Source organism: Vibrio sp. 10N.286.49.B3 (assembly GCF_002873395.1).
GTDB lineage: Bacteria > Pseudomonadota > Gammaproteobacteria > Enterobacterales > Vibrionaceae > Vibrio.
The window spans coordinates 43187-68422 of the sequence record NZ_MCUV01000075.1; the positions used below are offsets into that span (position 1 = coordinate 43187).

At 40.0% G+C, this 25236-nt stretch carries 21 protein-coding genes, 1 pseudogene and 1 CRISPR repeat array; of the genes and pseudogenes, 10 read left to right on the forward strand and 12 right to left on the reverse strand.

The window, feature by feature from the left end; translation table 11 throughout:
- Window positions 1-3: 3 nt before the first annotated feature.
- A CRISPR array of direct repeats spans window positions 4-1833; the repeat unit is 28 nt; unit sequence GTTCTCTGCCACATAGGCAGCTTAGAAA.
- Window positions 1834-2028: 195 nt separating this feature from the next.
- The 7 genes from BCU68_RS16745 to BCU68_RS16780 all read right to left on the reverse strand — a co-directional run bounded on the left by BCU68_RS16745 (window position 2029) and on the right by BCU68_RS16780 (window position 8312).
- On the reverse strand, window positions 2029-3591 hold the full coding sequence (locus BCU68_RS16745; protein ID WP_198591772.1) for a hypothetical protein: 1563 nt from the start codon (window positions 3589-3591) through the stop codon (window positions 2029-2031).
- Window positions 3592-3877: 286 nt separating this feature from the next.
- Complete coding sequence (locus tag BCU68_RS16755) at window positions 3878-4237, reverse strand: glutaredoxin domain-containing protein (protein WP_102565870.1); 360 nt, start codon at window positions 4235-4237, stop codon at window positions 3878-3880.
- A 79-nt stretch (window positions 4238-4316) separates the two neighbouring features.
- Complete coding sequence (locus BCU68_RS16760) at window positions 4317-4829, reverse strand: hypothetical protein (protein WP_102565871.1); 513 nt, start codon at window positions 4827-4829, stop codon at window positions 4317-4319.
- Window positions 4830-4884: 55 nt separating this feature from the next.
- A complete protein-coding gene (locus tag BCU68_RS16765; protein WP_102565872.1) occupies window positions 4885-5424 on the reverse strand; it encodes a YaeQ family protein in 540 nt (179 codons plus the stop codon).
- A gap of 84 nt (window positions 5425-5508) precedes the next feature.
- Window positions 5509-5718, reverse strand: a complete 210-nt coding sequence (locus BCU68_RS16770; protein ID WP_102565873.1) for a cold-shock protein — start codon at window positions 5716-5718, stop codon at window positions 5509-5511.
- Window positions 5719-6034: 316 nt separating this feature from the next.
- Window positions 6035-7198 (reverse strand): threonine/serine exporter family protein, encoded by a 1164-nt coding sequence (locus tag BCU68_RS16775; RefSeq protein WP_102565874.1) that lies wholly within the window; start codon window positions 7196-7198, stop codon window positions 6035-6037.
- Window positions 7199-7331: 133 nt separating this feature from the next.
- Complete coding sequence (locus BCU68_RS16780; protein ID WP_102565875.1) at window positions 7332-8312, reverse strand: OmpA family protein; 981 nt, start codon at window positions 8310-8312, stop codon at window positions 7332-7334.
- A gap of 470 nt (window positions 8313-8782) precedes the next feature.
- Here BCU68_RS16780 and aroG point away from each other — a divergent pair, with 470 nt between their 5' ends.
- Window positions 8783-9835 carry a 3-deoxy-7-phosphoheptulonate synthase AroG gene (aroG, locus tag BCU68_RS16785; RefSeq protein ID WP_102565876.1) on the forward strand — a complete coding sequence of 351 codons (1053 nt, stop codon included), beginning with the start codon at window positions 8783-8785 and terminating at the stop codon, window positions 9833-9835.
- A gap of 116 nt (window positions 9836-9951) precedes the next feature.
- Here the strand turns inward: aroG and BCU68_RS16790 are convergent, their stop codons facing one another.
- Window positions 9952-10473 (reverse strand): mechanosensitive ion channel domain-containing protein, encoded by a 522-nt coding sequence (locus BCU68_RS16790; protein ID WP_277868790.1) that lies wholly within the window; start codon window positions 10471-10473, stop codon window positions 9952-9954.
- 445 nt (window positions 10474-10918) lie between these two features.
- On the opposite strand from BCU68_RS16790, the gene BCU68_RS16795 reads away from it, so the two are divergent.
- The 7 genes from BCU68_RS16795 to BCU68_RS16830 all read left to right on the forward strand — a co-directional run bounded on the left by BCU68_RS16795 (window position 10919) and on the right by BCU68_RS16830 (window position 19390).
- The gene (locus BCU68_RS16795; RefSeq protein ID WP_102565877.1) at window positions 10919-12199 is read left to right on the forward strand and encodes a mechanosensitive ion channel family protein; all 1281 of its coding nucleotides are present in this window, start codon (window positions 10919-10921) and stop codon (window positions 12197-12199) included.
- Window positions 12200-12855: 656 nt separating this feature from the next.
- Window positions 12856-13512, forward strand: a complete 657-nt coding sequence (locus BCU68_RS17085; protein ID WP_198591773.1) for a hypothetical protein — start codon at window positions 12856-12858, stop codon at window positions 13510-13512.
- Window positions 13513-13606: 94 nt separating this feature from the next.
- Window positions 13607-13891, forward strand: coding sequence for a hypothetical protein (locus BCU68_RS16810; protein ID WP_102565879.1), 285 nt, complete (start codon window positions 13607-13609; stop codon window positions 13889-13891).
- A gap of 487 nt (window positions 13892-14378) precedes the next feature.
- The gene (locus BCU68_RS16815) at window positions 14379-15143 is read left to right on the forward strand and encodes a hypothetical protein (protein ID WP_102565880.1); all 765 of its coding nucleotides are present in this window, start codon (window positions 14379-14381) and stop codon (window positions 15141-15143) included.
- A gap of 79 nt (window positions 15144-15222) precedes the next feature.
- On the forward strand, window positions 15223-16158 hold the full coding sequence (locus tag BCU68_RS16820; RefSeq protein WP_102459477.1) for a hypothetical protein: 936 nt from the start codon (window positions 15223-15225) through the stop codon (window positions 16156-16158).
- A gap of 483 nt (window positions 16159-16641) precedes the next feature.
- Window positions 16642-17628, forward strand: a complete 987-nt coding sequence (locus tag BCU68_RS16825) for a DUF2971 domain-containing protein (protein ID WP_102565881.1) — start codon at window positions 16642-16644, stop codon at window positions 17626-17628.
- Window positions 17629-17701: 73 nt separating this feature from the next.
- On the forward strand, window positions 17702-19390 hold the full coding sequence (locus BCU68_RS16830; protein ID WP_102565882.1) for a hypothetical protein: 1689 nt from the start codon (window positions 17702-17704) through the stop codon (window positions 19388-19390).
- Between the two features lie 76 nt (window positions 19391-19466).
- On the opposite strand, the gene BCU68_RS16900 is transcribed toward BCU68_RS16830, so the two are convergent.
- The gene (locus tag BCU68_RS16900; RefSeq protein WP_133126158.1) at window positions 19467-19721 is read right to left on the reverse strand and encodes a hypothetical protein; all 255 of its coding nucleotides are present in this window, start codon (window positions 19719-19721) and stop codon (window positions 19467-19469) included.
- A 44-nt stretch (window positions 19722-19765) separates the two neighbouring features.
- Between BCU68_RS16900 and BCU68_RS16905 the strand changes: the two genes are divergently transcribed.
- Entirely contained in the window at window positions 19766-19966 is a 201-nt protein-coding gene (locus BCU68_RS16905) for a hypothetical protein (RefSeq protein ID WP_133126159.1), read from the forward strand.
- A gap of 13 nt (window positions 19967-19979) precedes the next feature.
- Here BCU68_RS16905 and BCU68_RS16840 read toward each other — a convergent pair whose 3' ends face one another.
- From BCU68_RS16840 to BCU68_RS16850, 3 genes are all read right to left on the reverse strand, one after another.
- Entirely contained in the window at window positions 19980-20465 is a 486-nt protein-coding gene (locus BCU68_RS16840) for a DUF4405 domain-containing protein (protein ID WP_032546226.1), read from the reverse strand.
- Between the two features lie 296 nt (window positions 20466-20761).
- Window positions 20762-21262, reverse strand: coding sequence for a nuclear transport factor 2 family protein (locus BCU68_RS16845; RefSeq protein WP_017068657.1), 501 nt, complete (start codon window positions 21260-21262; stop codon window positions 20762-20764).
- A gap of 455 nt (window positions 21263-21717) precedes the next feature.
- Window positions 21718-24288 carry a hypothetical protein gene (locus tag BCU68_RS16850; RefSeq protein ID WP_102565883.1) on the reverse strand — a complete coding sequence of 857 codons (2571 nt, stop codon included), beginning with the start codon at window positions 24286-24288 and terminating at the stop codon, window positions 21718-21720.
- Window positions 24289-24742: 454 nt separating this feature from the next.
- Here BCU68_RS16850 and BCU68_RS16855 point away from each other — a divergent pair.
- Window positions 24743-25180: pseudogene (locus tag BCU68_RS16855) on the forward strand (hypothetical protein); the annotation flags it as partial.
- Between the last annotated feature and the right edge of the window lie 56 nt (window positions 25181-25236).

Genomic DNA, 25236 nt, shown 5'->3' on the forward strand with positions numbered 1-25236 from the left:
TTTGTTCTCTGCCACATAGGCAGCTTAGAAATCTGTGATCAGCCCTTTTGCTGCTCTATCTTTGTTCTCTGCCACATAGGCAGCTTAGAAAATTTGCAATTCTTGCTCGATACCAACATGATCGTTCTCTGCCACATAGGCAGCTTAGAAAATTCCCAAATATTCCCGACCAAATCATGCACAGTTCTCTGCCACATAGGCAGCTTAGAAAATTCTAGCTCTCCACTCATCACCACGCGCCCAGTTCTCTGCCACATAGGCAGCTTAGAAATCGATCTTATCTAGCCACTTTTGTCTGAACAAGTTCTCTGCCACATAGGCAGCTTAGAAAATCGATCAAGGCTGGCAATGTGGTTTCTGTGGGTTCTCTGCCACATAGGCAGCTTAGAAATGCCCTGTTTCTGTCGTGCCGTCCAGTGATTTGTTCTCTGCCACATAGGCAGCTTAGAAAATTTAAAACACCACCAACTTCCCATAGCGCAAGTTCTCTGCCACATAGGCAGCTTAGAAATCGACAACTCCCATCGTTGGGTAGTATTTACCGTTCTCTGCCACATAGGCAGCTTAGAAAGCCCAAAAAGCCGCTCATTCGCCCGAGCGGCTGTTCTCTGCCACATAGGCAGCTTAGAAAGCTTTCTTTGAGGAGTAATTATGTACATATTTGTTCTCTGCCACATAGGCAGCTTAGAAACAAGTGATCCCCTCAGAAATCCAGAAAAATTCGTTCTCTGCCACATAGGCAGCTTAGAAAAGAAATGACTGAGCAACCCCCATTATCTCCACGTTCTCTGCCACATAGGCAGCTTAGAAATATTTCGACTCAGTCGACACGATAACATTATCGTTCTCTGCCACATAGGCAGCTTAGAAACGCAAGTGTGGGTTAGAGCTGAAGAACTAGAGGTTCTCTGCCACATAGGCAGCTTAGAAAGCCAATGCCGATTTGCCCTTTTCGCCCAACTGGTTCTCTGCCACATAGGCAGCTTAGAAATGTTGCTGCCGCGCCTTTCACTTCTAGTGCCAGTTCTCTGCCACATAGGCAGCTTAGAAAATCATGAACGACCAGCATTCATCAAAGCCATAGTTCTCTGCCACATAGGCAGCTTAGAAAAGTACGGAATCGACGTTACATCTCCCTCACCAGTTCTCTGCCACATAGGCAGCTTAGAAACGCAGTCGCTGCGAGCGGTGCCGCTCACATCGCGTTCTCTGCCACATAGGCAGCTTAGAAACGCCAGCACGTAACTATGATGTGACGCTTGGCGGTTCTCTGCCGCACAGGCAGCTTAGAAAAATCTAAATTCAATCAATCGCTCGGTATCTTCGTTCACTGCCGCACAGGCAGCTTAGAAAATTGAGTAAGATTTTGTGGGCGAATCAGCGAAGTTCACTGCCGCACAGGCAGCTTAGAAAGAGCCAATCCCCCGTTGGCGTGTAGTTTTTCGGTTCTCTGCCACATAGGCAGCTTAGAAACCAGACGTTAAGACCTTGATTTGCTTGGTTTTGTTCTCTGCCACATAGGCAACTTAGAAAGGACGTGTCGAACATTATCTCAACTGATGATAGTTCTCTGCCACATAGGCAGCTTAGAAAACCTCCCCGGTCGACAAGTCAGGCTCTGCAATGTTCTCTGCCACATAGGCAGCTTAGAAAATCCGTCGCCCTTAGCTTTACATAGAGCGAGCGTTCTCTGCCACATAGGCAGCTTAGAAATTGCGTTCATGGAATGTACTCAGATGCCATCCGTTCTCTGCCACATAGGCAGCTTAGAAATGAAAAAACGTACGACGAATGGCCCGCTCTGGGTTCTCTGCCACATAGGCAGCTTTAATAGCTTAATTATAGGAATAGGGGATATCTACATAACAAAACAGCTTACGAGAAAGGTTTTATTGCGATATTTTATTCTGAACGTGGGAGGGTGGTTACTTTCTTGTTTATAATGGGAATAAACTGACAGTCACCGCTTGAAGGTGGAGACTGCCAGTTTTGATTAGAGCATTTTTGATTGGAATATTGCTTTAAGAGTTACTCTTCAACATTGCTGTAAGTCGTTTGGTCCATAAACTCAATGATACGGAAATCTTGGGTATTTAACTGTCTCATTAAATCAACCATTTCGTGATACGGATTATGCTTCAAATCAACAATGCCTTTATTGGCCGTATCAGCGCCAGTTGTATGATCGTCATCGCGATAAGAGAACCAATGCCAACCTACCGATGAACCGTTATACATCCAACTAAGCACAATGTTTTGGTAAAAGTGGCCTCTTGCTTCTTGAGTCCATACCGTTTGACCTGCTCCTGGTACATTCGAGTGGATTTCTGTATCCATCCCTTTGGCATAAAACTCGGTTGCCATAAAGGGTTTGTTGGTCCATTTTTGAATGTTGTTCATTAACTCTGAAGATTCAGTCCAATAGGTATAACGGTTTAGTGATAGTACATCAGCGTACTTACCATATACCGTCATGAACGTTTCATTGCTCAGTAGTTGTAATTGGTACTGTCTTGAACCTAAATAGAGATGATTTGGTATAACGTCTTTACTCGCTTCATAGATAGGCTTGTAATACGCTTCAGCATAGACACCAAAAAAGGCTTCTTCATCTTCAGTGGTGACGTCGTCAATCGTGGCATTTGGATTTTCTTTGCGTTCTCGCAACCAGTCTAATGCAAAAATATAACCTTCATCGTCAGTCTCTAGCTCTAAAAAGCGCGTTAAGGCATCAAAGTTGAAAGTCACTTCATTATCAGCAAAGAAGCCGAGGAAGAACGGGTCGCCATCATGCTTAGTCAGTTCTTCAACCAGCTTCTGATGAATAAATTCTGGCCATTCAGTATTAAAGACCGGCATGACTCCGTTTCTTAAGCCTTTGCTATTGGTGTCATCGTAGACATGACCATAGTATTCAAAGATCAGGTTAAAGTGATCGATATAAACCAAATCTTCTTCATTTTGATTGGTACCAGTCCAGTCACCACCATTGATTGAATTTTCACCGCTCCAACCACCGCCCCCATTGAAGCCAGCTTCTTTTAGGAATCTAACTTTAGAGTTTTTAAATTCAAGCATTGAGCTGTAAGGTGAGTGACCATCTTGGCCACCATTTTTAAGCATGTTAATACCTTTGTGGATCATAAGGTGACCATCGGGGTCAACAAACCACCAGCGGCCATTCACTTTCTTGGTATAGATATAACCTTTCGCGCCATATTGAGTGCTTAAGACACCGCCATATTTGGAGTATTCTGTCTCAGTACTATCGTCAAAGCCTTTTAGGTTATCGACGATGACTGTTGGCTCAAAAAACCATTCAAAGTCATCATCTTTCATGTTACTTCTCGATTTTTCAATGATTAAATATTCACTCACCATGCTGTCAGGAATATCGCCACGGAAAGGCATTGGTTCAGGCTCAGGAATCGGCTCTGGTTCGGGTTCAGGCTCTGGTTCCGGCGACGGTTCTGGCTCAGGACTTGGACCAGGTTCTGGGATTTCGACTGGGTCTTTAGGTGTCGAATCACTGTCACAGCCAGAGCAGAGTACGATCACTACGCAACTGCATAGTAGTAAAAATTTGTTCATGATTATCTCCATATCGGGCAGAAGAACCGTTGTATTAGCACGAGGAACTCCATTCGGATTCGGACTTTAGACAAAACTTTATTGAAGTCAAAGTTACATAGGCAGATAAAAATTTAAAATGGAACTGTTGTCTCAACTTTGAATTATTCTCAATTAAAGAGTATAAAACTTTAGACAGTAATTTGTAGCGCAGGTTTATCTCGCCACAGACTTAAGCTTAGTCGCTACAAGACTCTGGCGTGTGAAAAAGGTGAGGCTAAGGCAATGAAAGGGGTATAACTGTGGTTTATGGGAATTCTTTTTTAATATGATCAACGATATCACTCGATTCATATAGCCACTCTACGTTCCCTTCTTTTTCTATTCGTAAGCAAGGAACTTTGATTTTTCCACCACCAGCTTTTAGCTCAGCACGAAAGGTCGGATTATTTTTGGCATCACGCAACTCAATATCGACAGATTGACGCTTCATTGCACGACGAACTTTGACGCAGAATGGACAAGCTTCAAATTGGTATAGAGCAAAAGATTGAGCGTGTTGATTGACTTGTTGCTGCGCCTCTTCTGAACGCTTTACTCCTGTTGGTGAAAAGACAGTATTGAGTGTCAAGATGGCTTTCCCTAATACACTGCGGATCAATTTCATAGCATTTCCTAAATGATTGATAGTCGATGTTGTAGCAACTCTATTACATTCTATCAACCAAGTAAGCGATTGAATAGCGCTAAAATAATCGCTTCCACCACGGTTTCTGCTTGGTGAGTATTTTTATTCCTTGATAGTAACTGGCTAAATAAGTAGTGCGGATAGCTTCCATATCATCGCCTAGGGTCGCGGCAAGCGCTTCTGCCGTTTGTTGGGCATATTCATTCGACAAGCTAAAGTCGATACCATAACGTCCTTGCACAAATAGCCACAAGTGAGTGATAAAGCTCAGTTGCCTTTGATCTTGCAGCTGAAATTTTTCACCGTGTTGACCTAAGGTTTGATCAAACACTTTCTTCATTTCAATTGCAGCGGTTTGTTGCGTCAGAAATTGTTGGTAGGTTGTTAGGTAGGCATTGGTTAAGACACCAAGCAAGTGATCAGAAGTGGGCTGATCGGGTTTTGCAGTGCATACGCGGGTAAAAAGGGCGTTATGTTCAGCGCAGAATGCTTTGATTAGATCGTCATATTCAGTGAGCGTTTGTGCTGTATCGATGCCACTTTGCTCTAACGTTGATGAAAGGTTGGTCATTGATGATTCTCGAGGTAAGTGATGCTGAAGTTAGCGGTATAACTTCAGCATTAAATTATTTCGCTTCTTGTAATGTTTCCCAAGTGACTTCGCATGATGCGTCACTGCTATTTACGAAGATAGAATTATCAGACAGCATGATAGAGAAATCCATCGTTCTTTGGATCATCTTCGCCATGTCATCAACACCTTCATGATTTAAGCGTGAGATTTCAGCATTAAGATAAGAGAACTTGCCTTTGTTTTGTTCCCACCATACGTTTGACTTTGAGTTGAAGCTATACACTTTTACCGCTTTTGATGAGCGAGTCGATTTTTTAACGCGCTCAGGATCGGGTTCGCCAATATCAATCCATTGTTGAATTTGATCATCCAATGATACTTCCCATAAATCCGGTTCTTCGGTCGAGGATAGTCCCTTTGTAAATTTCAGCTCAGGAGAAGCATTGATACAAAAAGCAAGAATGCGAGCCATCATACGTTGTTCTGTTTCTGATGGGTGCTGAGCAATAGTTAGGTTGAATGAATCGTAGTAGTCACGGTTCATGTCAGTTAAAGCGATGCGAAATTTATAAATGGTTGGTTTAAGTGCCATGGGAGGGGGGTATCACTATAAAAATAGAAAGAAAAAAAATAGCCAGCAATATGCTGGCTATTCTTAAGAATCAATGACTTAAAATTAAAGCACTTTGATACTGTCAGCTTGAGGGCCTTTTTGACCTTGAGATACAACGAACTCAACTTTTTGGCCTTCAATTAGAGTTTTGAAGCCTTCGCCAGTGATTGCAGAGAAGTGTGCAAATACATCTGGGCCATTTTCTTGTTGAATGAAGCCGAAGCCTTTAGTTTCGTTAAACCATTTAACTGTGCCAGTAACAGTGTTAGACATAATAAAAATCCTAATTGTAATATTTTTTGCCAATTGCGGCGCGATAGCGTGAAAATTTGATTGCTATTTGCGTACAACACAACGGGGAATTCTCTTAAATCCAACGAAATGTTTATAAACAAAGAACTTTTTTCTTGCTGAGAAGAAGAATAAATCAATTTAGCTTTAAGTCAACGGATACAATTCACAAAAACGAATCTTTAAAAAGAATTGATATATTTGTTGTATTGATTTTCAGTAGCTTAGCTAACTATGAAGATTAGATTAAGCTTATTTTACCGTCATTTAAAAGGGGTTTACTCCATTTTTTGTGCCATTAATGCTCTATTTTTGGTGAATAAATGGAATACGCTGTTATTTGCCCGGCAACGATAGCAGAAAACATAAATAAAGCAGAAAGACCAATACTTGGAATCGGCAAAACGGACTCATCAAAAACAGATTGACTGGCACTAATTAGCACGCGACTGCCTGGTACAAGAATAATGATTCCTTGGAGGATATAAATCGAGCCAGTGAGATCAAGTTTTTTAGCTAACCAAGTACCATAGAGCGTAATTAATACTGTTGTTATCCATGTTCCAACGATCCAACCACTTTCAAATCCGAGGTACATAGGTCCCCACATACCAAGGATCGCAACAGGCAGTCCAAGTAGAATATCTTTTGGTCGAGCATTAAAAATGATACCAATAGAAACGGAAATTAAGCCAAGCCCTGCGATATGCATCCATAAAGGAACCGCGTTGGTGTAGGTGGTGGGTTGAGCTTGTCCCCATATAGCTTCACCAATATTGAGTCCTATGACAATACCAACAAATAACTTGATCAGAGTCAGTGCGGATTGACCGAGCAAACTCGTCCCCGAGGTGAGATCGTTAAATGCCAAACATTCGAGAGCATTAGCAATAGATAAGCCAGGCACAAAGAGAACAATAGAGGCAATACATAATGCCCAAACTGGAATAGGTAAACTGGTGCTCGCTAAGAAAGCGACAAAAATACCAGTGATCAGTGCTGCGATAAACTCAACGGCAATGGCGCGGCGAGAATGGCACACCTGTTGGCATATCCAAACCATGAGACCAAGTAGGGCAGCAAAGCCAATTGCCTCTAATGTACTTCCAACCAGCATTAGGTAGGCTGGTGGTATGCCCATATTCGCTAAAGCAATGATCAGTTTAGAATAACCCGTCGGTTCAGGAATAGGTTCAGACTTTGGCTGATTGATACGAATAATGGTATTAGCCAATAAGCTAAGGTTGATTGAGGCAGGTTTTAAGCGTTTTAGTACTACAGCATTGTTGTCGCCAGGAAATTGATAGTTAACCATTGTTGGGGTTGCTTGGATCATTACTTCAACATCGTGCTTTTCAGCATAATGTTGTGCGTATTTTTCAACTTTGTAGGGTGCACAACCACTACGGTGTAACGTATCACCTATTTCTACAATTTTATCAATTTGGGATTGCGAGGGCATGAGTACTTTCAGTGAGTGGGAAATGGGCGCAATGTACCAGAGTCGTGATCTTTTTACGAGAGTTATAAAGATAAAAAGGTAGGCTTAATTTGCCTACCTTTTATCGTCAATTGTTTATTAGTGCTGTGAGGTTTTAGTTCGCAGTTTCTTGATATTCAAAGCTCGGGATTGTCACTTCTACACGACGGTTTTTCTCACGACCTGCTTTTGTGCTGTTATCAGCGATAGGCTGAGTTTCACCTTTACCGCTTACTGCTAATCTATCAGCATCAATACCTTGCGATTGTAGGTAACTTGCTACTGCTTGCGCACGTTTTTCTGATAGTTTTTGGTTGTAAGCATCTGAACCTGAAGCATCAGTATGACCAACAATAACAGCTGTTGATTGTGGGTAAGCCTTTAGAGTGTCAACGGTACTTTGTAAATCAGCAACATCTGCAGCGGTCAGCTCTGCACTGTTATTTGCAAAGGTTTCAGAACTCACTTTAGCCGTTGAAGCTTTAGTTACTACCATAGGTTGCACTGGTTGTGGCTCTGGCTCAGGGATAACGGCTGCCACAATAGGTGCAACATATGCAGCTTGACCAAATTTATAGGTATAACCGACAGTAATAAAGTTAGCATCAAGACCACTAGCAATATCATCGGACATATTTTGGAAGCGTTGGTATTCAAAACGAACGGCAGAGCTGTCATTAACAGCATACTCAAGACCTACACCACCAGTAAATACGGTGTCATTCTCATCCCCAAAATCCATGTATGCTGCGCCGACTTTACCAAAGATTGACACATCATCGCTGACAGGGAAAATGACACGAGGTCCAAGAGATAGTGCGGTTAGATTCTGCTCTGAAAAATAACTACCATTATTAATACGGTACTCACCCAAGAAATCGTAACTGGCTTCAAGACCGATGTAGTCACCGAAGTTATAACCAAGGTAGAGACCAAGACCGAAAGCATCATCATCACAATCACTGCCTATTGAACATGAATCTTCTAGCCACCCATACCCAATTTTACCACCCATATAAGTTTCAGCGAGTACCGAGGTTGAAATCAAACCACCAGATACTAATGCAGCTGAAATTAAAACGGCTAATTTTTTCATATAACTTCCCTTTTATCTGTATCTAAAAAATGAAACGACACAACACTCTGCATAGGTTTAGCACCACTTTGCCACCAGCTAATGAGTATGTTGCATACGCATGTTGTTAATAAAACTACACTATTGGCACGTCTTTGTTGTAATTTGAGTTTAGTTGCTGCTTGGTCAAATGCAAATAATTTGCTATAAATGTCACGCTTGTATTAAAAGTGATAACTGCGAGTTTGCAATTGTGTCTAATTTAGTTGTCATTTACGCTCTTGGTTACATAAAATCAACCTGTAATAAAAAGTTTACATGATGATTAAAATTAAACTTGAGGCGTTTTATTGTGTTTTTGGGTAGAAAATGGTTGAAGTTATGTTTTTTAGTCGATAAGTTACAGTTAAATGCGCAATTGAAGCCAGGTTAAATATTATTCAAGCCATTGAATGGTTAATCAGGATCTAGACAGATAGGAAGATGTAGTCATGTTTCAAACCGATGATGTTCGAATTAATAAAGTAAAAGAATTATTGCCTCCAGTGGCTGTTTTAGAGAAGTTTCCAGCGACAGAAATGGCCGCAGAAACGACATTTCAGAGTCGTAAGGCAATTCACGACATCTTAGAGGGTAAGGATGACCGTCTATTAGTCATCGTTGGCCCATGCTCAATCCATGACACAGAAGCAGCGATTGAATATGGTAAGAAATTAAAAGTACTGCGTGATGAGTTAGGTGAAAATCTAGAAGTTGTGATGCGTGTGTACTTTGAGAAACCACGTACAACGGTTGGTTGGAAAGGTTTGATTAACGACCCTTACCTAAATGACACCTTTAAACTGAATGATGGTGTGCGCATGGGGCGTAAATTACTGCTTGATTTGACCGATATGGGCGTTCCTACGGCAAGTGAATTTTTAGATATGATCACGCCGCAATATGTTGCCGATCTCATCAGTTGGGGAGCGATTGGTGCTCGAACGACTGAATCACAAGTACACCGTGAATTATCATCTGGCTTGTCGTGCCCGGTTGGGTTTAAAAATGGTACTGATGGCAATATTAAAATAGCAACGGATGCGATTCGTTCTGCGAGTGCTTCTCACCATTTCTTATCGGTGACTAAATACGGTCACTCAGCGATAATTGAAACAGCAGGTAACCCAGATTGCCATATTATATTACGTGGTGGTAAAGAGCCAAATTATAGTGCTGATCATGTTGCTAGCATCAAAGAAGAGCTATCAGCATCAGGCCTACCGCAAAAAGTGATGATTGATTTTAGTCACGCGAATAGTTCAAAGCAATTTAAGCGCCAAATGCTGGTTTCTGATGATGTTGCAGAGCAAATACAGTCTGGTGAAGATGCAATATTTGGTGTGATGATTGAGTCACACATCGAAGAAGGTCGTCAAGATCTGATTGATGGTAAAGCGGCGACTTATGGCCAATCGATTACCGATGCTTGTATTGGCTGGAATGATACGGAAGTGGTATTACGTCAACTGGCTGCTGCAGTTGAAGCAAGACGCAACGCTTAAACGAAGTACTGATGAAGATAAGCCTAAGCATAAGCTCTATTTTGTTGAAAATATGGAGCTAGACTTGGGCTTTTTATTCATCAGATATCTTTATATCTTATCAGTGAGTTCCTTTTCTATAATTCACCAACGATACTTGGCTCTTCATTGAGCGTACCATTCATATTTATCGTCTGAGTCGGGTAGGCAATATCAGCATTATGTTGCTTAATGATTTCAACGATCTGTAATAAAACATCTTGTTTGACTTCGTGATAGCGAACCCAATTGACCGTCTTGGTAAAGGTATAAATAAAGAAGTTGAGAGATGAAGGGCCAAACTGGTCAAAATTGACAATCAACGTCTGCTTACTATCAATGTCAGGGTGGTTACGTAACATAGTACGTACAGCGTCAGTGATGTCCGTCATTTGTTGTGCATCTTGATAACGTAAGCCAATCGTTTCATTGATACGACGGTTAAGCATTCGAGATGGGTTTTCGACCACAATGTTACTAAACACAGAGTTTGGAACATAAATAGGGCGCTTATCAAAGGTGCGGATAATCGTCATACGCCAGCCAATACGCTCAACAGTGCCTTCAATGTTTCTATCGGGTGATCGTATCCAATCGCCGACCTTGAAGGTTTTCCTAATACTGAGTTTTAGTTAGAAATGTTGTCAATTGGATGTTGGCAGTTTTGTCGTAGCTTATGCATCGTATCGACTTACATGCTAGTTAAACGATAGGAGGTTCATTGGCACATTTGGTTGTTCAATTATTTATGTCACCTCCTTAATTTTACTTCCTAGCCTAGTTCCTTCTCATGAATGTATATTCAGTTACTCACTATGTTGGAGGTTTATCGGTGATACTTTTCTGCCATTACAGGTATAGTTTATGTCCCCCCGCTTGCCTTATCCAATCGATCATTTTTTACTTGATCTCAAATCATGAAACAAAGCATTTCTATGACGTTTTATCTGAAGAAAAAATCATTAACAAAATAAATAGTTAAAAGCATCAATTCTTACATGTACCAGCCGTAGATTTGTAAGTAACATATGGCCCACGTATCAATAATTTAAAGTTGAGATTTCAATGTCTAAGTCCTTTGAAGATTGGCTCAGTCAATACAACATCCAGCTATCGCACTTAATTCAAGTTGCAGAAGCATTTGGCTTAATCCTATTGATTGCTATTGTGATTCATGTCGTATTACACCGTGTTGTCGTGGTTTGGTTGAAGAGTCGTGCATCTAAATCTCAGGCTTTTTGGCGTCATGAGCTATTCAGTTGTAATTTATTTAGCCAAATAGCTTTGCTTATTCAAGGGGTTGTGATCGGTATTCAGGCCAATTTATGGCTTTCACAAGAAAGTGCTCTTCGTGAAATTTTACTTACAATAGTCGAACTTTGGGTAGTACTTTATGCCATGTTATCGATATTCTCACTACTCAATGTGTTCGATGTACTACTCAATCGGACTCAGGTTGGGCGTAACATGCCAACTAGAGGCATCATCCAGAGCATTAAGATAATTATCTTTGTGATTGCAGCTCTGCTATTTACCTCAATTTTAATCGGAAAATCACCAATCATATTGCTAAGCGGCTTAGGTGCCATGACAGCAGTTGTAATGTTGGTATTCAGAGATCCAATTCTTGGTTTAGTCGCAGGAGTTCAGCTCTCTGCCAACAAAATGCTGAGTGTGGGAGATTGGCTCGAAATGCCGAAATATGGCGCAGACGGTGATGTCATTGATATCAGCCTCACCACAGTTAAGGTACAGAATTGGGATAAAACCATCACCACAGTTCCAACTTACGCTCTGATTTCAGACTCATTTAAAAACTGGAAAGGGATGACAGAGTCGGGGGGGAGACGGATTAAACGTAGCGTGATGATAGATGCAACAAGTGTTCGCTTTCTCAATGAGGTTGAGGTGTCGAAGCTAACCAAAATACAATTATTAGAACCGTATATCAATAGCAAAGTAGAAGAACTTACGCTCTACAATGAGCAACACGATGTAAACAACACCAGCTCTATCAATGGTCGCCGACTGACTAATTTGGGTAGTTTCCGTGTGTATCTAGAGCACTATTTACGTGCACACAAAGACATCCATAACGATATGACCTTAATGGTTCGCCAATTAGCTCCAACGCATGAAGGTATCGCTATGGAGGTTTACTGTTTTACTAGCACCACAATATGGGTTGATTATGAGCGTATTCAATCAGATATTTTTGATCATTTGTATGCAGTAATGCCAGAATTTAATTTGCGTGTATCTCAGGCTCCAACTGGTAGTGATTTCCGTCAGTGGAATCAAGATAAAACTAATTTAGCTTCATCAGGTCAAGTTAGTAATGGCTAGTTTAAATGAATAATGGTGGGTAATTACTTGCCCGTCATTACTTTTTATTAAAGCTTCAAAAGTACTTAAATCACTACGGGACAAGAACTCCTTAGAGCTACGACTCTAAAACGTTTGTGCCCCAAGGCGTGTCTCGAATGCAAGAGACCATCATGAGATTTATTTGTGAAACAAGCTGTTTCCCAATTGCCCAACAGGCTGTTGGACAAACTCTCGGACTCAATTGTGCAAGAGGTCCTTGCACAATTGCGAAACAACCTGTTTCGTGAATTATTTCTGCCCCTTTATTGGTTTCGCCAAAAAGCTCACGTCCTCGCTCGGGTGAATGTTGACCAAACATAACTAATCTGACACCCAAAACTCACAAAGTGCTAAAAATGGGTGTCATTGTGCTGTTCTTGGCTCAAATCAAATGTGCGGTTTTTTGCCCTGTAAATCGCTCTGAAGGCGTCCCAAACTTTCAAAGCTACGGGGTAACTGAGTGCCTAAAAAGGGCGCCTTGAGCCTCTGGGGGCGTAAAAGGCGAGTTTTTAGTGCCTAAGTTGGCTATTGAACATAATAGGAATAATCACTATCCGCTAGTTATTTGATTATGTGCAAATCTCTACATCTCGTAACGTGTTACCGTCTATTTTTTATAAAGTCACGGTTTAGAAATGAAAAAAGCATCAATAATTTCAACTTTATCAATTATTTCATTGTCATTAATTTTAAGTAATTCATTCTTGTCAAAGGGTTCTGAATCCAAATCTGAATCCAAATCTGAATCCAAATCTGAATCCAAATCTGAATCCAAATCTGATTCTGAATCCAAATCAGAATGGGTACTAACAACGTTTAAGGATGAGTTCACCGGCTTAGTTACAGAGCGAACTGAAACTATAACGAAGAATGGCCAAAGTCTTGCGATAATTTGTGGTGAAGCACCATACGGTGAGCTTTATGTACCTAGAGTTGTATTTAAAAATAACCTTATTGGATTAAAAGGTTATGGAGTAGATGAGGTAGCTTGGAAGGTTGATGATAATCAAGGCTTTAGAGTGAATGCTTGGCCTGCTGGTGAAGGCTTTTTTGGTCCAAAATGGGGAAATGAAAAACCTAGTGAAAAAAGAAAAGCGGAAGTCGATGAGTTAGTTCGCCAATTTAAATCAGGTAATAACGTTCTTATATCCGTGAATGGTGGTACTGCAACTAACTTTAGTTTATCTGGCTTTAGCAATGCATATGAAGATGTTAAAAGAAAGTGTGAAACAGTCTATCCTAATTATGATAAATATTATAAGGGGAAAGTAACATATAAAGTTAGTAATTAGTTCATTCAATACATAAGCATAACGGAATAATTCTTATCTAAGAATGAAATTTATACATATATATTCAAGCCATTGATAATAATAGGGTAATGCTGTGTTAAAAAAGAAGTATGTTAAAAACCATTTTGGGGAAATATGTGACGTAAGTACAGATAATGATGGTAATCTTTATATTACAAATAAAGATGGGCATACTGTTAAAATGTCTTACAGTAAATGGTTTCGACAAATACCAGACATTGAAAAAAAATGTCATAAATATAAAGGTAAATGTGTAGATATTCTTACATCACAAACAAAAAAAGAATGGGAACCAGCAAAATACTTTTGTGATGTGATTAGGAAAGATCAAGGTGTTGATGAAAGTATACCTTTTTGATTTCATAAAATGAAATATTGCTCAAGAGTGCTTTACCATAACATCACTTTGTGCATACCAAAAAATCAGGTGTTCTAGCTAGCACAAGTCTATTGCTTGCGCTAGCTATCAACAACACACCTTGCAATACTTGTAGTTATTGATGGTTTACTAAATTAACAAAATTACTGACACGTTTCTGTCCAAAAGCTTCTCGGATTGAATTTTTACCCGTGGCACTTTCTAACTCGAAAGTGCCCCTTTTCTTTTTAGAGTAAAAGCTCGTTCACATGCCGTTAATGCGAATTTTCCCTACTAAAAGTTATCTGAATGCAGAAAATCAAGAAGTAATGCATCACGTGGAAATCTAACTTATTATCTTTTTAACTAAGCTATTGAATTTATGTTGAACCCTTAAAAGAAAGACCACATCATATATCCATGAAATACGGCTAATCACCGTATCAAAGCGTTCTGTGTCCCGAGTAAGTTAGGAGCTAATTCTCAAATGAGCATTCAGTTAAAGCTGGTTCAACTTCGAAAGAAAATTAGACTAAATAAGAAGAAAGTAATTGATGCAATCATTGCCGATCACTCAGCAGAAATGTGCATAATTTGTGGTTCTCAAGAGAAGTTGACTAGAGAGCATGTGATTCCTCAATGGGTCTACAACCGTTGTACAAAACGAACGTTCAAAACAACAACTAACGACATTTCTCAGACTTACAATAAAACGATGCTACCAGCGTGCAAGGAGTGCAACTCGAATCTCCTCGGTTACTTAGAGAGGCATTTGAAGCATGAATTTGAAAAATTCGATGTTAGTAATCAAGGGTTCTCTCAAGAGACCTTAGAGTTAATCATTCTATGGTTAGAAACTTTAGAGTACAAATTTCAAGTGCTTGACCTTCGAAGAAACTTAAACAAGGTAAAAGGTGCAGACTACATTCCTTTTCTTGGCAAAATGCCAATAGCAATGTTTCAAGGTCCTATGGAGACAAGTCCTTCAAAGATTTTTTCTAACCTTCGTTCTGCATTGCAAGTATTGAGTATGAAATCAAAGGTAGACAGGCTTAACTCTCTTTGTGTTATCCATACCACGAATAATGACTTCCATTTCTTCCACTCTACGAAAGATTTTATCTTCATTGAACTAGCTGAGTTTGGTGTCGCATTTTTCTATTTTTACAAACGAACGTTTGAGGACTATGACGTCGCTGCTGAGTCTGCAATGGCAATAGTCCGAGAAAACTATGCAGGGATAGGCGCATAACAGCATTAAAAGTAACTCGGCTCGCGTGGCATTTTGGTTATTCACCTTAACAGAACTTTGATAAATCTATGGAGGAATAGTGGGCAGTAAAATTCCAGAAGCGATTCGAGCGAGTGGCACTTCGGTCTCAGCTTTGGGCTTTGAACAACAACCTTTTGGTAAACTATTTTGTTGCGTCGATGGATGCAGCGCAGAACTTAGCTTTGTCAAAAGACATAACAGAAAATATGAGTCAAAAACGGTAGAGATCGCACCTTGTTTTAGGCTAAAGAGATATGAGCAACATAGTGTAGGATGCAAATTTGATTTGTCTGGGAGGTTAGAGCTTGTCGCTAAAAGATCGGATTCTGAGGTATTCAGAGCCGTTTCAGCATCTAAGTATGAATTTCGATTGCATATACTGTTGAAAGCTCTTTGGGAGTTAACAGATCATCAAGTGAAACGTAAGGGATCTAGTTGGGGAGAAGCCGGTGAACAAGACAAAAAATACTCAAACAAAGGACGTTTAACAAACTATCTACGTACACTGAAACAGATATTAGAACTAAGGGAGTTATGTGAAGAAAAAGAAGAACTGTCTTCTTTAGTAACACTCGATTTTAAGGGGCACAAAATCCCTTGGAATCAATTCTTCTTTGATATCAATAATTTGTTTGAGTTTTTGAAATTCTATAAACCTGAGAAAACAACACCGCCTTTGGCAATATCAGGGCACATAAAAGAGATTAGTCCACCGACAGAAAACTTTAGATTTCATCAAATTAAGTTAGAGTCCCCATTCATTGAAGTGAACGAGCAAGGTGTAATAAATAAACCAACACCTGAAATTACAATTAAAGACCCTCGGCTGTTGAAACACTTTAAAGTTGGATCTGAGTATATTTTTTTTGGTATATGGTATGTTCGCCAAAGACCAAAAAAAGGTCGAGGTGAAAATTCGCATATCAAGTGGGTATTTAATAATATAGTGCTTAACGTAGCTTATAAAGATCACTTCATCAAAATCGGATTATAACAAATAAAGAATAAACGCTGTGAAGCCAGCGCTTAATCGGATTGTTGAATGGCCACGATGTCTTTTCAAGGCTAATACGGTCATTGTAGTGGCTGAGTGAATTTGGCCACTTGACTGAAGGTTTGCAATACCTGAAATTATCCGTGAGATGCTAATTTAGGAGAGCCACTGACAAGGAATTGTCCAGCTTCGAGCTAGCGACCCCTAGCTAGCTCAGATCTGCCCCTTTTCTAGTTGTCGAAAGCAAACCGCACCTGTCTCACTTCAAGAGTTTTCGATAGATTTTCTAATACTAAATTCGAGGTTTGTAGAAATATCCCATTTTGTCATATTTTCACTTCGTGATTTTGTGGAGTATGATGATACTCTTTTAAAACATGAACTTATACTGAATCACAACGCGAGTTGATACGTAAAAAAACTATTTGGTGGTTAGTAATTTGTTAACTTTCTCAGCTGTGGAACAAGGGATTTACACATATTATGCTTGACAAAATTTTTAAATATACTGGGCTTAGGCTAGATTTCTTCGACAATATGTTAATGCGAGCTAGTCAAAAGTATGCATTGAATGACCCTTTTGAGCTTAGGCCGAGTCATAGAGAAAGTAACAAGGCATTTGCTGATGCGTCTTACTTTGACTATGCAGTAGTCTCTTTATCTGAAACGAATAATAATTTATTGATGTGGTCTCATTATGCTGACCAACACAAAGGAATGGTTATTGAATTCGATATGAAAAAACCGTTATTCGATTCGTATAAAACTTATAAAGCAACTATGCCGGACCCTGATGAAGAGTATGATTGTATTGATATTATCGATGAAGAAGAAACAAAACGACGTGAGTCTATTAAAGTAGGTCAAATACAAAGAATAAGGTACAACTCAAAACGTCCAAGTATATATAATTATGCTAATGTACTTGAACATTTTTTGGTAAAAAGTGAGGAGTGGATTTATGAGAAAGAGCATCGCGTAATATTACCACTAATCCTTGCAGACAAGATCATTGTTCATGAAAAATATCTACCAAAAATTGAGTTTACTCTTTACGATAGCACTGAGCTTAATAAGATTCCCCTAGATGACAACATGTATCTAATTAACCTTAAAGAGGTTACTGAGCGAGATGGAAATCGATTTTTAAGTGGTTGGTATAGTCCTACCACTCCGGAGGAAGACCTTAAGTATGGCTTTATTGAGTCGACATATTTGGAGTATTTAAGAGAGATTTCAGAAGACCCAAGTACAATTTTCCTCTACCAAGTACCGCCTCAAGCAATAAAATCAGTTTTCCTTGGTTGTAGAGTCAGTAGTGCAGATAAGAAAGCTGTACTAGATAAAATTCGAGCGTCTGGTTCTTTGAATCACATCGAAATTTTTCAAGCGACTCCTAGCAATGAAAGATTCGAACTTGAATTCAGAAAGCTAACACATATGAGCCCTTCTCATGTCAATAGACAATAGCCTTTTTTGGCCGTGCAAGTAGCCAATACACTCGACCAATAAAGCCCGCCAATAGCAGTTAAAAAGGACAAACATGCTTCAGATATCTACTGGTAAGTTTTTTGAAGAAGAAAAGATGGTTAGGCATAACGAGAAGTTTGTTTTTTATTCAAACATCTCGTTACCAACAGAAATAGAGCTTTCTTCACCACTTATTAAGGTCGAAGAAGTAGAATCAGGTTCAGTAAGTTGTTACGTAGTTTCATATCAGCTGATAACAGAAGTTGATCCGTTAATCATTAAGTGCGGTTGGCAAGATTTTATTGCTCAGTTTATCCTTGCATGGTCTTTCTACTTCGATTGTATCGCCAAGACACAGAAGGAACTCGTTCAGAAGATTTGCAGAGAAAAGAAGATTTCGTCTTATGATCAAGCTGCTGCCTCTGAGATATCACCGAAAACAGTTGAATTGGGCAGAAGAATAACGCTCGAAGAGATTGAGTCATTCAAGAAGTTTTTTGACTCACTAATGAAAGTCAATCGAGCGTGCTATAAGTCAACGATTGCTGCTCTTAAGATTATCGATGATGCAAAGGAAACGCTCGCAACGAACTTTGACTTGGGCTACTCGACGTTAGTCTATGCGTTGGAGTCCTTATCTCAAAAACATGATAGTTACTTTCCAGAATGGGAGCACTATGACGACCATACTCGCAGAAAACTCAAACCGATCTTTTTAGAAATTAGTGAGGAACATGCTGAATCGATAAAGTCGATTTTGATCGATGGCAAACAGTTCAAACTTCGCAAGAGGTTTGAAGCATTTGTCAGTGACAACTTAGATGATGAGTTTTACAGAGCGAACCTTGGTAAAGGCGTTACCACGTTAAGACGTTCGTTCCTGTTGCGCTGTTTAAATAATCTATATCAGCTTAGGTCGTCATTTGTCCATGAGTTAAAACCTTTAGACGTGATGCTAAGCTCTCCTCACTCACCCTCAAGTGATTACATCATCCGATTTGGTGAACCGTACCTTACGTTTACAGGCATTAATCGAGTTGCCAGAACTGTTATTGTCAACTTCTTGGTGAATAATCAAACTGATATGAGGGAATATGTTGACTGGAAGAATGAGACTAGCAGTATAATCATCGCTGAAATGGCAGCCGAAACTTATCTTCATAATCCCTGTGCCTTCAGAGAGGAAAGGTCAAACGAATGGTTCTCTGAGTACGTCAACATGCTTGCGAAAAAGAAAGTCGTAGACCAAAGCAGGGTTATGGAGAAGATACAAAACGAATTTGATGGAGCCAAAAAGGAATACAAGAGCCCGATGCTCCATTATTACTGGCTATACAACGCATTACACAATCAAGAGTCTGATGAATGGCAGAAGTTTATTGGAAAGCATAACTTCATTGGCGAATGCTTTCACTTCTATATCGTAATTCTATATTTATATCATAAATTATCTTACAGAACCGATGATGGTGAAGTTGAGATCAATCTCGACGAATTCGATAAAGATTATAAGGACTACCTCAGGAAACGATTCCACAAACACGGGTTATCACTCTCATCATACATTGAAGCTGCATTGTTATGCGCTGCGGCTAATATAGCGCTAAGTTCTGGAGATAAAGAACGCTATCAAAAGTATTTAGATTCAGCCTTGGAAGAAGCGGCAAGCGACCCAAAGAATACGACTTTGATACTTAAAGCGCTGGAGAACACCGAAAGTATCGATATAAAATCCTACTTTGAGTTACAAGAACAAAATTGACAGTAGAAAGAGGAATAGGATTATCTATTCATTCATCCCGCTAAGATGTAGATTATCTTCGAATATATGTACAAGTTTAGAAAGCACCCTGCCGACTTCGCTTACTAAAATAAGACTTATCCGAAGCAGGGTAGCTTCGAGCCAAAGCTCTAACGCGTTTCTGTCCAACTCCGTGCTGACTGGGTAGATCATCGTAAGGCAGACCTGCCCCAGCTAGTTCACTGACAGCGCGCGCGTCGAATGTTAGACGCACTGGCTGAGACATTGCTTGACTAGTGGACTGGCCGAGTAGGCTTGTTTTGGTTGTCGTGTGTACGTTTTTTGAAGACAAAAGCAGAGAGCTTTAACACGCCATAACACAAAAAGGCGGGCACCATGGTCAGCACAGTAAGCTTAACAAATGAGACGCCGAAAACCGCTAACCCAGATAGGTTTCGTTTTCCTTCTTCGAGTGCAAGCTCGGTTGCTGCACTATTTATTGTTCCTGCCCAAGTTGATAGCTCTAGGGTCCACATTACTGCGCAGATGATAAGCGAGATGATTAAGACAATAGCAGAGCGCTGCTTCCAACGATAAACGAGATATTTCATTATACACCTGCCTTAGTGTTGTGTTTCTGTCTCATTTTTCTGCTCACACCTTTTATCCACTGCCAGTGCAGAGCGAGATGGATACCAAGCATTGGCATCACTAGGTTTCCTAGGTCATGATGTAGCTTGGACCAAACAGGCAGTATCTCTACTGGCATACCTAGCTGAGGTAGCAAAGCTTCGGAAACTAAGAATCCGCTGAGTGTTGCCATCAGCATGACCAAGTAGAACAAAGCATCCCAAACCGCATTGAATCGATCTTTAGCAGATTGTTTGTGGATGAAATTTTTTGGAAGAGATACCATCCAGTTCCAATGCAGTAGTAAGTGGATAATCAAAGGAATAATAAACAAAAGGCTCAGCCATTCGTGAGCTGCTACACCTGTTGCTTTGGGGATACAGACTAAGATAAAGCCGATCAGCAATAGGATGTCCATGACATACTGAGTCTTTACCAAACTGTCTTTCCATGTACGGGTTTGCATGATCAATTGCCTGATAGGTTGTTAAGCCATAAAAATTCATGCTTATAAACTATCAAGTTGGCACCTTGATTCAACTGATTTTACAGTCATTTACAGTTAGAAATGCCGCGCGTCTTGATAGCACGGCATTTGTGATCGGCTCCAAATAGATTGAGTATCAAATTAAGCGACTTTTCATGCCTTAAGAATCGGGCTTTTTACCAGTTTATGTCCCGTCCTGAAATGTGTTTACACACTGAGAGGTAGCCTCTCAGTGTTAAGTCAATTCTTAGTAAAATCAAACATGTTTAGAGTTGTTATTTCTCTGTGTGATAGGCTTTTGAGACAGCAAAGCTGTCTTCAAACCAGTTCCAACTCTTTACTTTCCCATCGACGACTTGAACGCGCACAGCCCAACTAAATTTTCCAGTGTCAGCGCCAGTGTTGTTTGCTGTGGCACTCATGGTCCCCATAAAGACGGCTTGATCACCGTTGGCAAAACTATAATCTGTAGTCCAGCTCGTTGTTTTTAATCCAGCACCAAAGCGAGGCAAGAAGGTATTTAAAACTGTTTCTTTAGACTCCCAGTTACCAATCCAAGGAATAGAATCATCTCCTTCATTATGCCAAACAAAATCGTCAGCCATTAGAGTACTTAGCTTTTCCATATCCCCAGATCCAGCAGCCCACAGAAAAGCTTGGGCAACCTCTAGGGTTTTTGCAGATTGTTCTGCCTTAGATTTATCCATGTCTGTTGCGTAACTTGCTTGAATTACTGCGAATAAGCTGAAATATATCACTAAAATTGTTTTTAACATTACGTCTCTCCGTTTAGTTGAACGTAGGATGAAGCAAACGACTCCCTCTGTAAAAGTAGAAGTCGAATAGAGCTGAATCAAATGTATTGAGCTTGATGGTACTGTGGTAGATAAGGGAATTTGGGCAATAGGCTTTGCAATAAAGCTGATCAGTCAAATTTTAAGAGCACAACCGAGCCTAAAATGATTTCTTGTCCAGAAGTGTGCTGACGGGGTATGTGCTTTGAATGAGCGGGACTGGACCGTCCAGTAAGCGACTTTAAGATACCTAAAGTTATCCGTATTTTCCTAATTTAAGTGATTACTCTAAGAAGGTTATGTCCAGAGACGTGCTTGACCTCTACGGTGATAGCACTCATTGGGACAAAAGCGCCTTAGTGCAACTATTCTAAAACGCTTTTGTCCTACTATAATCTAGGCTGCACCTCTAATATATTAGGTTTACCATTGTGTCGTTATATCCACGACACAATGCCATTTTTTGCGAGAGTTTTCAGTTTTTCGTTAACTTCTTTTTGTGCCGCTACCATTATCGTGAGGTTGAACTTGGCACGACTTAACATGATATAAAGTGTTCCATCTTCTGTTTCTTCATTGGCTACTATAATCACTACTGGGAACTCTTTTCCAGCGACCTGATCCGCAAGTAAGAAAGACACGTCATTGTGGGCGTTTACTTCACCGATTGAGACAGACAAACCGCTAAGAGTCAAAGTATAAACAAGACTCTTCAGCAGCGTATCGTTCGGTTTATCAAAGATGATTACCAGTGGCAGTCTCTTGGTAAAATTCGACTTGATAAACTTAAGCTTTTCATCAATTTCTACTTCTAGTTCAGTATGCTTAACGACAGGCTTTTCGAAGCCTTTTTGATTCTCAAAATATTCCTCTTCGAGGTCTTCAATCTCTAGACCTAACATCAATTGTCGAAAGTTATAACTGAGGTTACCCAGTTCATAGGTTTGACGAAAGTTGTGCTTCAGTTTGTATAGGGTAAGTGTTTCACCGTTGTAGAACCCCGATCTTTGACGAAGATTACGCCACACACCTACACCATCAGAGTTTTCATTCTGAGCTTCATCACCAGAGAGAATAAGCTTTTGAGTAAAAAAGCCTACTAATTCAATATCAATTGATGGTACATCTTGCGCTTCATCGATAATAATAGTATTGAGCAGCTTAATTTTCCTAAGCGTTAGTGCTTTTAATAGTGCTTTGGATTCTGCATCCTTAAAACCAATCACACTACTCACCGCGGCTGTCTCGATCGCTTGATAGGAGGCGTCTAATCTAGCTTCATAGCTTTCTAAAGAGCTGTTAATTTTAACAAGCTCTGGGTCATTTTGGATGACTTCTCGACGTTGCGTATCAATCTTCGCTTGCTCAGTTTTTTTGTATTCTTCGAGTTGGTCGGCAATTCGTTTTTCAATCAGTGTATTTAGAGCAATTGGCTTATCATCTTTTAAACGTGGGACTAAGATTCTTTGCTCAAGATCCCGAAGTTTATTTACAACGTTAGATGCTAGAGAGTCGTATTGATCTCTTTCATCTTCGTCAGAGAGGGCTCGTAACTCTATTAACGAAAGATATTTTTTCTCTTCGTTCTCGAGTCTGATCCTATCATCACGGTTAATTTTTAATCCTGTTCTCAAGTCACTGCGATTACCTAAACTAGATAGCAGATCTTTCTTTTCGGCGACTAGTTCAGAAAGTTTGGTCTCGAATGGATGTTGCAGTATTCGCTCTCTCTTCTCTTTTTTCGCTTTGATGTGCTGAATTTCGAATTGGATAGTATTGTTGTTTTTCAGTAAATCAAACAAGGTAGTCTCATCAAGGCAATCGGGTAATGTCACTACGTGAGTGCGAGCTTCTTGAGGGTTTAACTGAGTAAGGAATTGTCGAACGATTTCAGAAAAGTGTATCAAATCGTCAATTTTGCCTACGGTAAAGTTTGAATAATTGCCTCCTAGTTGCGTACTAAGAAAATCAGATACCGCTATAATACTGACACCAGTGATACCCATCAGGTTTAGTAGCCCCTTGAAAGGAGCCACTAAACCTGAGTGTTTAACCATCACTATGATCTGTTCAGGACTGAGTTTTTCATCGTTAACTAAAACCAATATTTTCTGCAGAATAGATGTGGATTTACCTGTACCCGCAGGTCCGTCAATGATGTGGTTTCCATTCGCGTAGATCGCTTTCATTTGGCTTGCTGTTGGTATCACCTCTTTCATCGCCATGAAGTTGTCTACATCAATTAGCTTACCACTGTCACTTGTAGTTTTTTCATCAGTGGTCAGACATTGAACTGCATCTTCAAAGTAATAACGTCCTTGCGCGGTTAGATAAGTGACGGACTTTAAATTGTGACGATCCGGAGCATAGTTGCCGATAAGGCTAACAGAGCCATGATCGCTCACTTGGTTAATCTCGGTGCTGAGCACATTCCGAGCCATCGGGTGGTTCCAAGGTAAATGACGTGCAAACTTGTTTTTCAATGAGAAAGTTGATAGCTCGTAGTTAGAGCTTCTCGTCACATAAAAATTGGCTTTGGAGGTTTCTACACGACGAAAATACGGCTTATCCTCGTAGCTTAAATGTGTATCAATATCTAGAGCTAGCTCGTGCTCAATCTTGCTTAGTGTTTTCTTTGTTTTGGATTTTATCTTGTTGATACGAGAGATCTTCTTTGATTGCTCTAAGTCCTTGAAGAAGGTTGGGTAGTCTTCAAAGCTAAGGTGTTCATAGTAAAGTTTTTCAGCTTCTGAAGATGACCCTTGTGCTAGCAGAGTCTTTAATTGTGAGACGTATTCACTCTTAAAGGTGTATACGTTTTCAGACATCTCATGGTGAGAAAAGTTCGGATCCTTGACTAAGTTAGGGTGCTTATCTATTACTTTTCGGAGCAGGATATTATAATTACCATCGTCAAGTACCTCTTTCGCTTTATTGAGCCAGTTTGCAGCCTCAACGTAATCTGAGTAGCGAATACAGCCTCTAATCTTGTCGTAAAATTGATTCATCGAAGTCTCATCATAAAACGGCCAAAATAGACTACTAGTTACTATGAAACGTAAGTTTCGATACTCTTTGTGAGTCTATGATGCCAACTGAAATTTTTGCTCTATCTTGCAATATCAAGACTTTATTGGTCAACCTGAATCGATAGAATGAATGGCTTAAGAAGTTATCTAGTGAGAGCTTCTAATGTTAAGAAAAGGGACAAAAGCGCCTTAGTGTTACTTCTCTAAAACATTATCGTTAAATAAAATACTCTGCAAAATCTGGGGCGTACATTTTACCCTACTAAAATTATCCGATTGAATGCTACTCAAAGCGATTAAAACCTTCACTATGAGTGTTTAGCCTGTCAAAGTGACCTTTTGGTTGGTGAAGTTGTCAGAATATCTTGTTAGCAATGATAAGCCATTGAAAATATTGTTATCATCTTTTTATTTGTCAGCAAATAAGACTTCCATGAGATATGAATCAGCCCCAGTAATTCCAGAAGAAAGACTAGAAACCACAAGAGAGCGAGCAGTACGCCAACGCTTAGATCGTAGGGCTGAATTAACGCCTTCAGCAAGCGATGAGAAACGATGGAAGGAAAACCGTGAAAGGGTTCTTAGAGATAGACAAGAAGCGGGATTAGGGTCAATCTCTCAAGGATTGAAAACTCCTCAAGTCCTGAACGATTCTATAGGACTACAGTGTTCCCTTGAAGATGAAATGGCGAAGAACCATCAACATGTGTTGATCACCGATTTAGAGGATGCTCATAAAATATTGCATAACGTTTGGTTGGATTCTGGTAAAGATGTTGCAGCCCTTTCTACGAGTATTAATACAGCGAAGTCATGGTTTAACCACACAGAGCCGATGTTTGATGCTGCGTCTATTGCTAAGCAATTTGGGTAAGCGCTCATTACTCAGCATAACTAATCGCTAATCACAACGATCTAGTCTTTAGC

Bases quoted from the DNA above. Each gene is read 5' to 3' on its own strand.
- BCU68_RS16745 (WP_198591772.1), bottom strand. From the start codon at position 3,591: ATGAACAAATTTTTACTACTATGCAGTTGCGTAGTGATCGTACTCTGC.
- BCU68_RS16755 (WP_102565870.1), bottom strand. From the start codon at position 4,237: ATGAAATTGATCCGCAGTGTATTAGGGAAAGCCATCTTGACACTCAAT.
- BCU68_RS16760 (WP_102565871.1), bottom strand. From the start codon at position 4,829: ATGACCAACCTTTCATCAACGTTAGAGCAAAGTGGCATCGATACAGCA.
- BCU68_RS16765 (WP_102565872.1), bottom strand. From the start codon at position 5,424: ATGGCACTTAAACCAACCATTTATAAATTTCGCATCGCTTTAACTGAC.
- BCU68_RS16770 (WP_102565873.1), bottom strand. From the start codon at position 5,718: ATGTCTAACACTGTTACTGGCACAGTTAAATGGTTTAACGAAACTAAA.
- BCU68_RS16775 (WP_102565874.1), bottom strand. From the start codon at position 7,198: ATGCCCTCGCAATCCCAAATTGATAAAATTGTAGAAATAGGTGATACG.
- BCU68_RS16780 (WP_102565875.1), bottom strand. From the start codon at position 8,312: ATGAAAAAATTAGCCGTTTTAATTTCAGCTGCATTAGTATCTGGTGGT.
- aroG (WP_102565876.1), top strand. From the start codon at position 8,783: ATGTTTCAAACCGATGATGTTCGAATTAATAAAGTAAAAGAATTATTG.
- BCU68_RS16795 (WP_102565877.1), top strand. From the start codon at position 10,919: ATGTCTAAGTCCTTTGAAGATTGGCTCAGTCAATACAACATCCAGCTA.
- BCU68_RS17085 (WP_198591773.1), top strand. From the start codon at position 12,856: ATGAAAAAAGCATCAATAATTTCAACTTTATCAATTATTTCATTGTCA.
- BCU68_RS16815 (WP_102565880.1), top strand. From the start codon at position 14,379: ATGAGCATTCAGTTAAAGCTGGTTCAACTTCGAAAGAAAATTAGACTA.
- BCU68_RS16825 (WP_102565881.1), top strand. From the start codon at position 16,642: ATGCTTGACAAAATTTTTAAATATACTGGGCTTAGGCTAGATTTCTTC.
- BCU68_RS16830 (WP_102565882.1), top strand. From the start codon at position 17,702: ATGCTTCAGATATCTACTGGTAAGTTTTTTGAAGAAGAAAAGATGGTT.
- BCU68_RS16905 (WP_133126159.1), top strand. From the start codon at position 19,766: ATGGTCAGCACAGTAAGCTTAACAAATGAGACGCCGAAAACCGCTAAC.
- BCU68_RS16840 (WP_032546226.1), bottom strand. From the start codon at position 20,465: ATGCAAACCCGTACATGGAAAGACAGTTTGGTAAAGACTCAGTATGTC.
- BCU68_RS16845 (WP_017068657.1), bottom strand. From the start codon at position 21,262: ATGTTAAAAACAATTTTAGTGATATATTTCAGCTTATTCGCAGTAATT.
- BCU68_RS16850 (WP_102565883.1), bottom strand. From the start codon at position 24,288: ATGAATCAATTTTACGACAAGATTAGAGGCTGTATTCGCTACTCAGAT.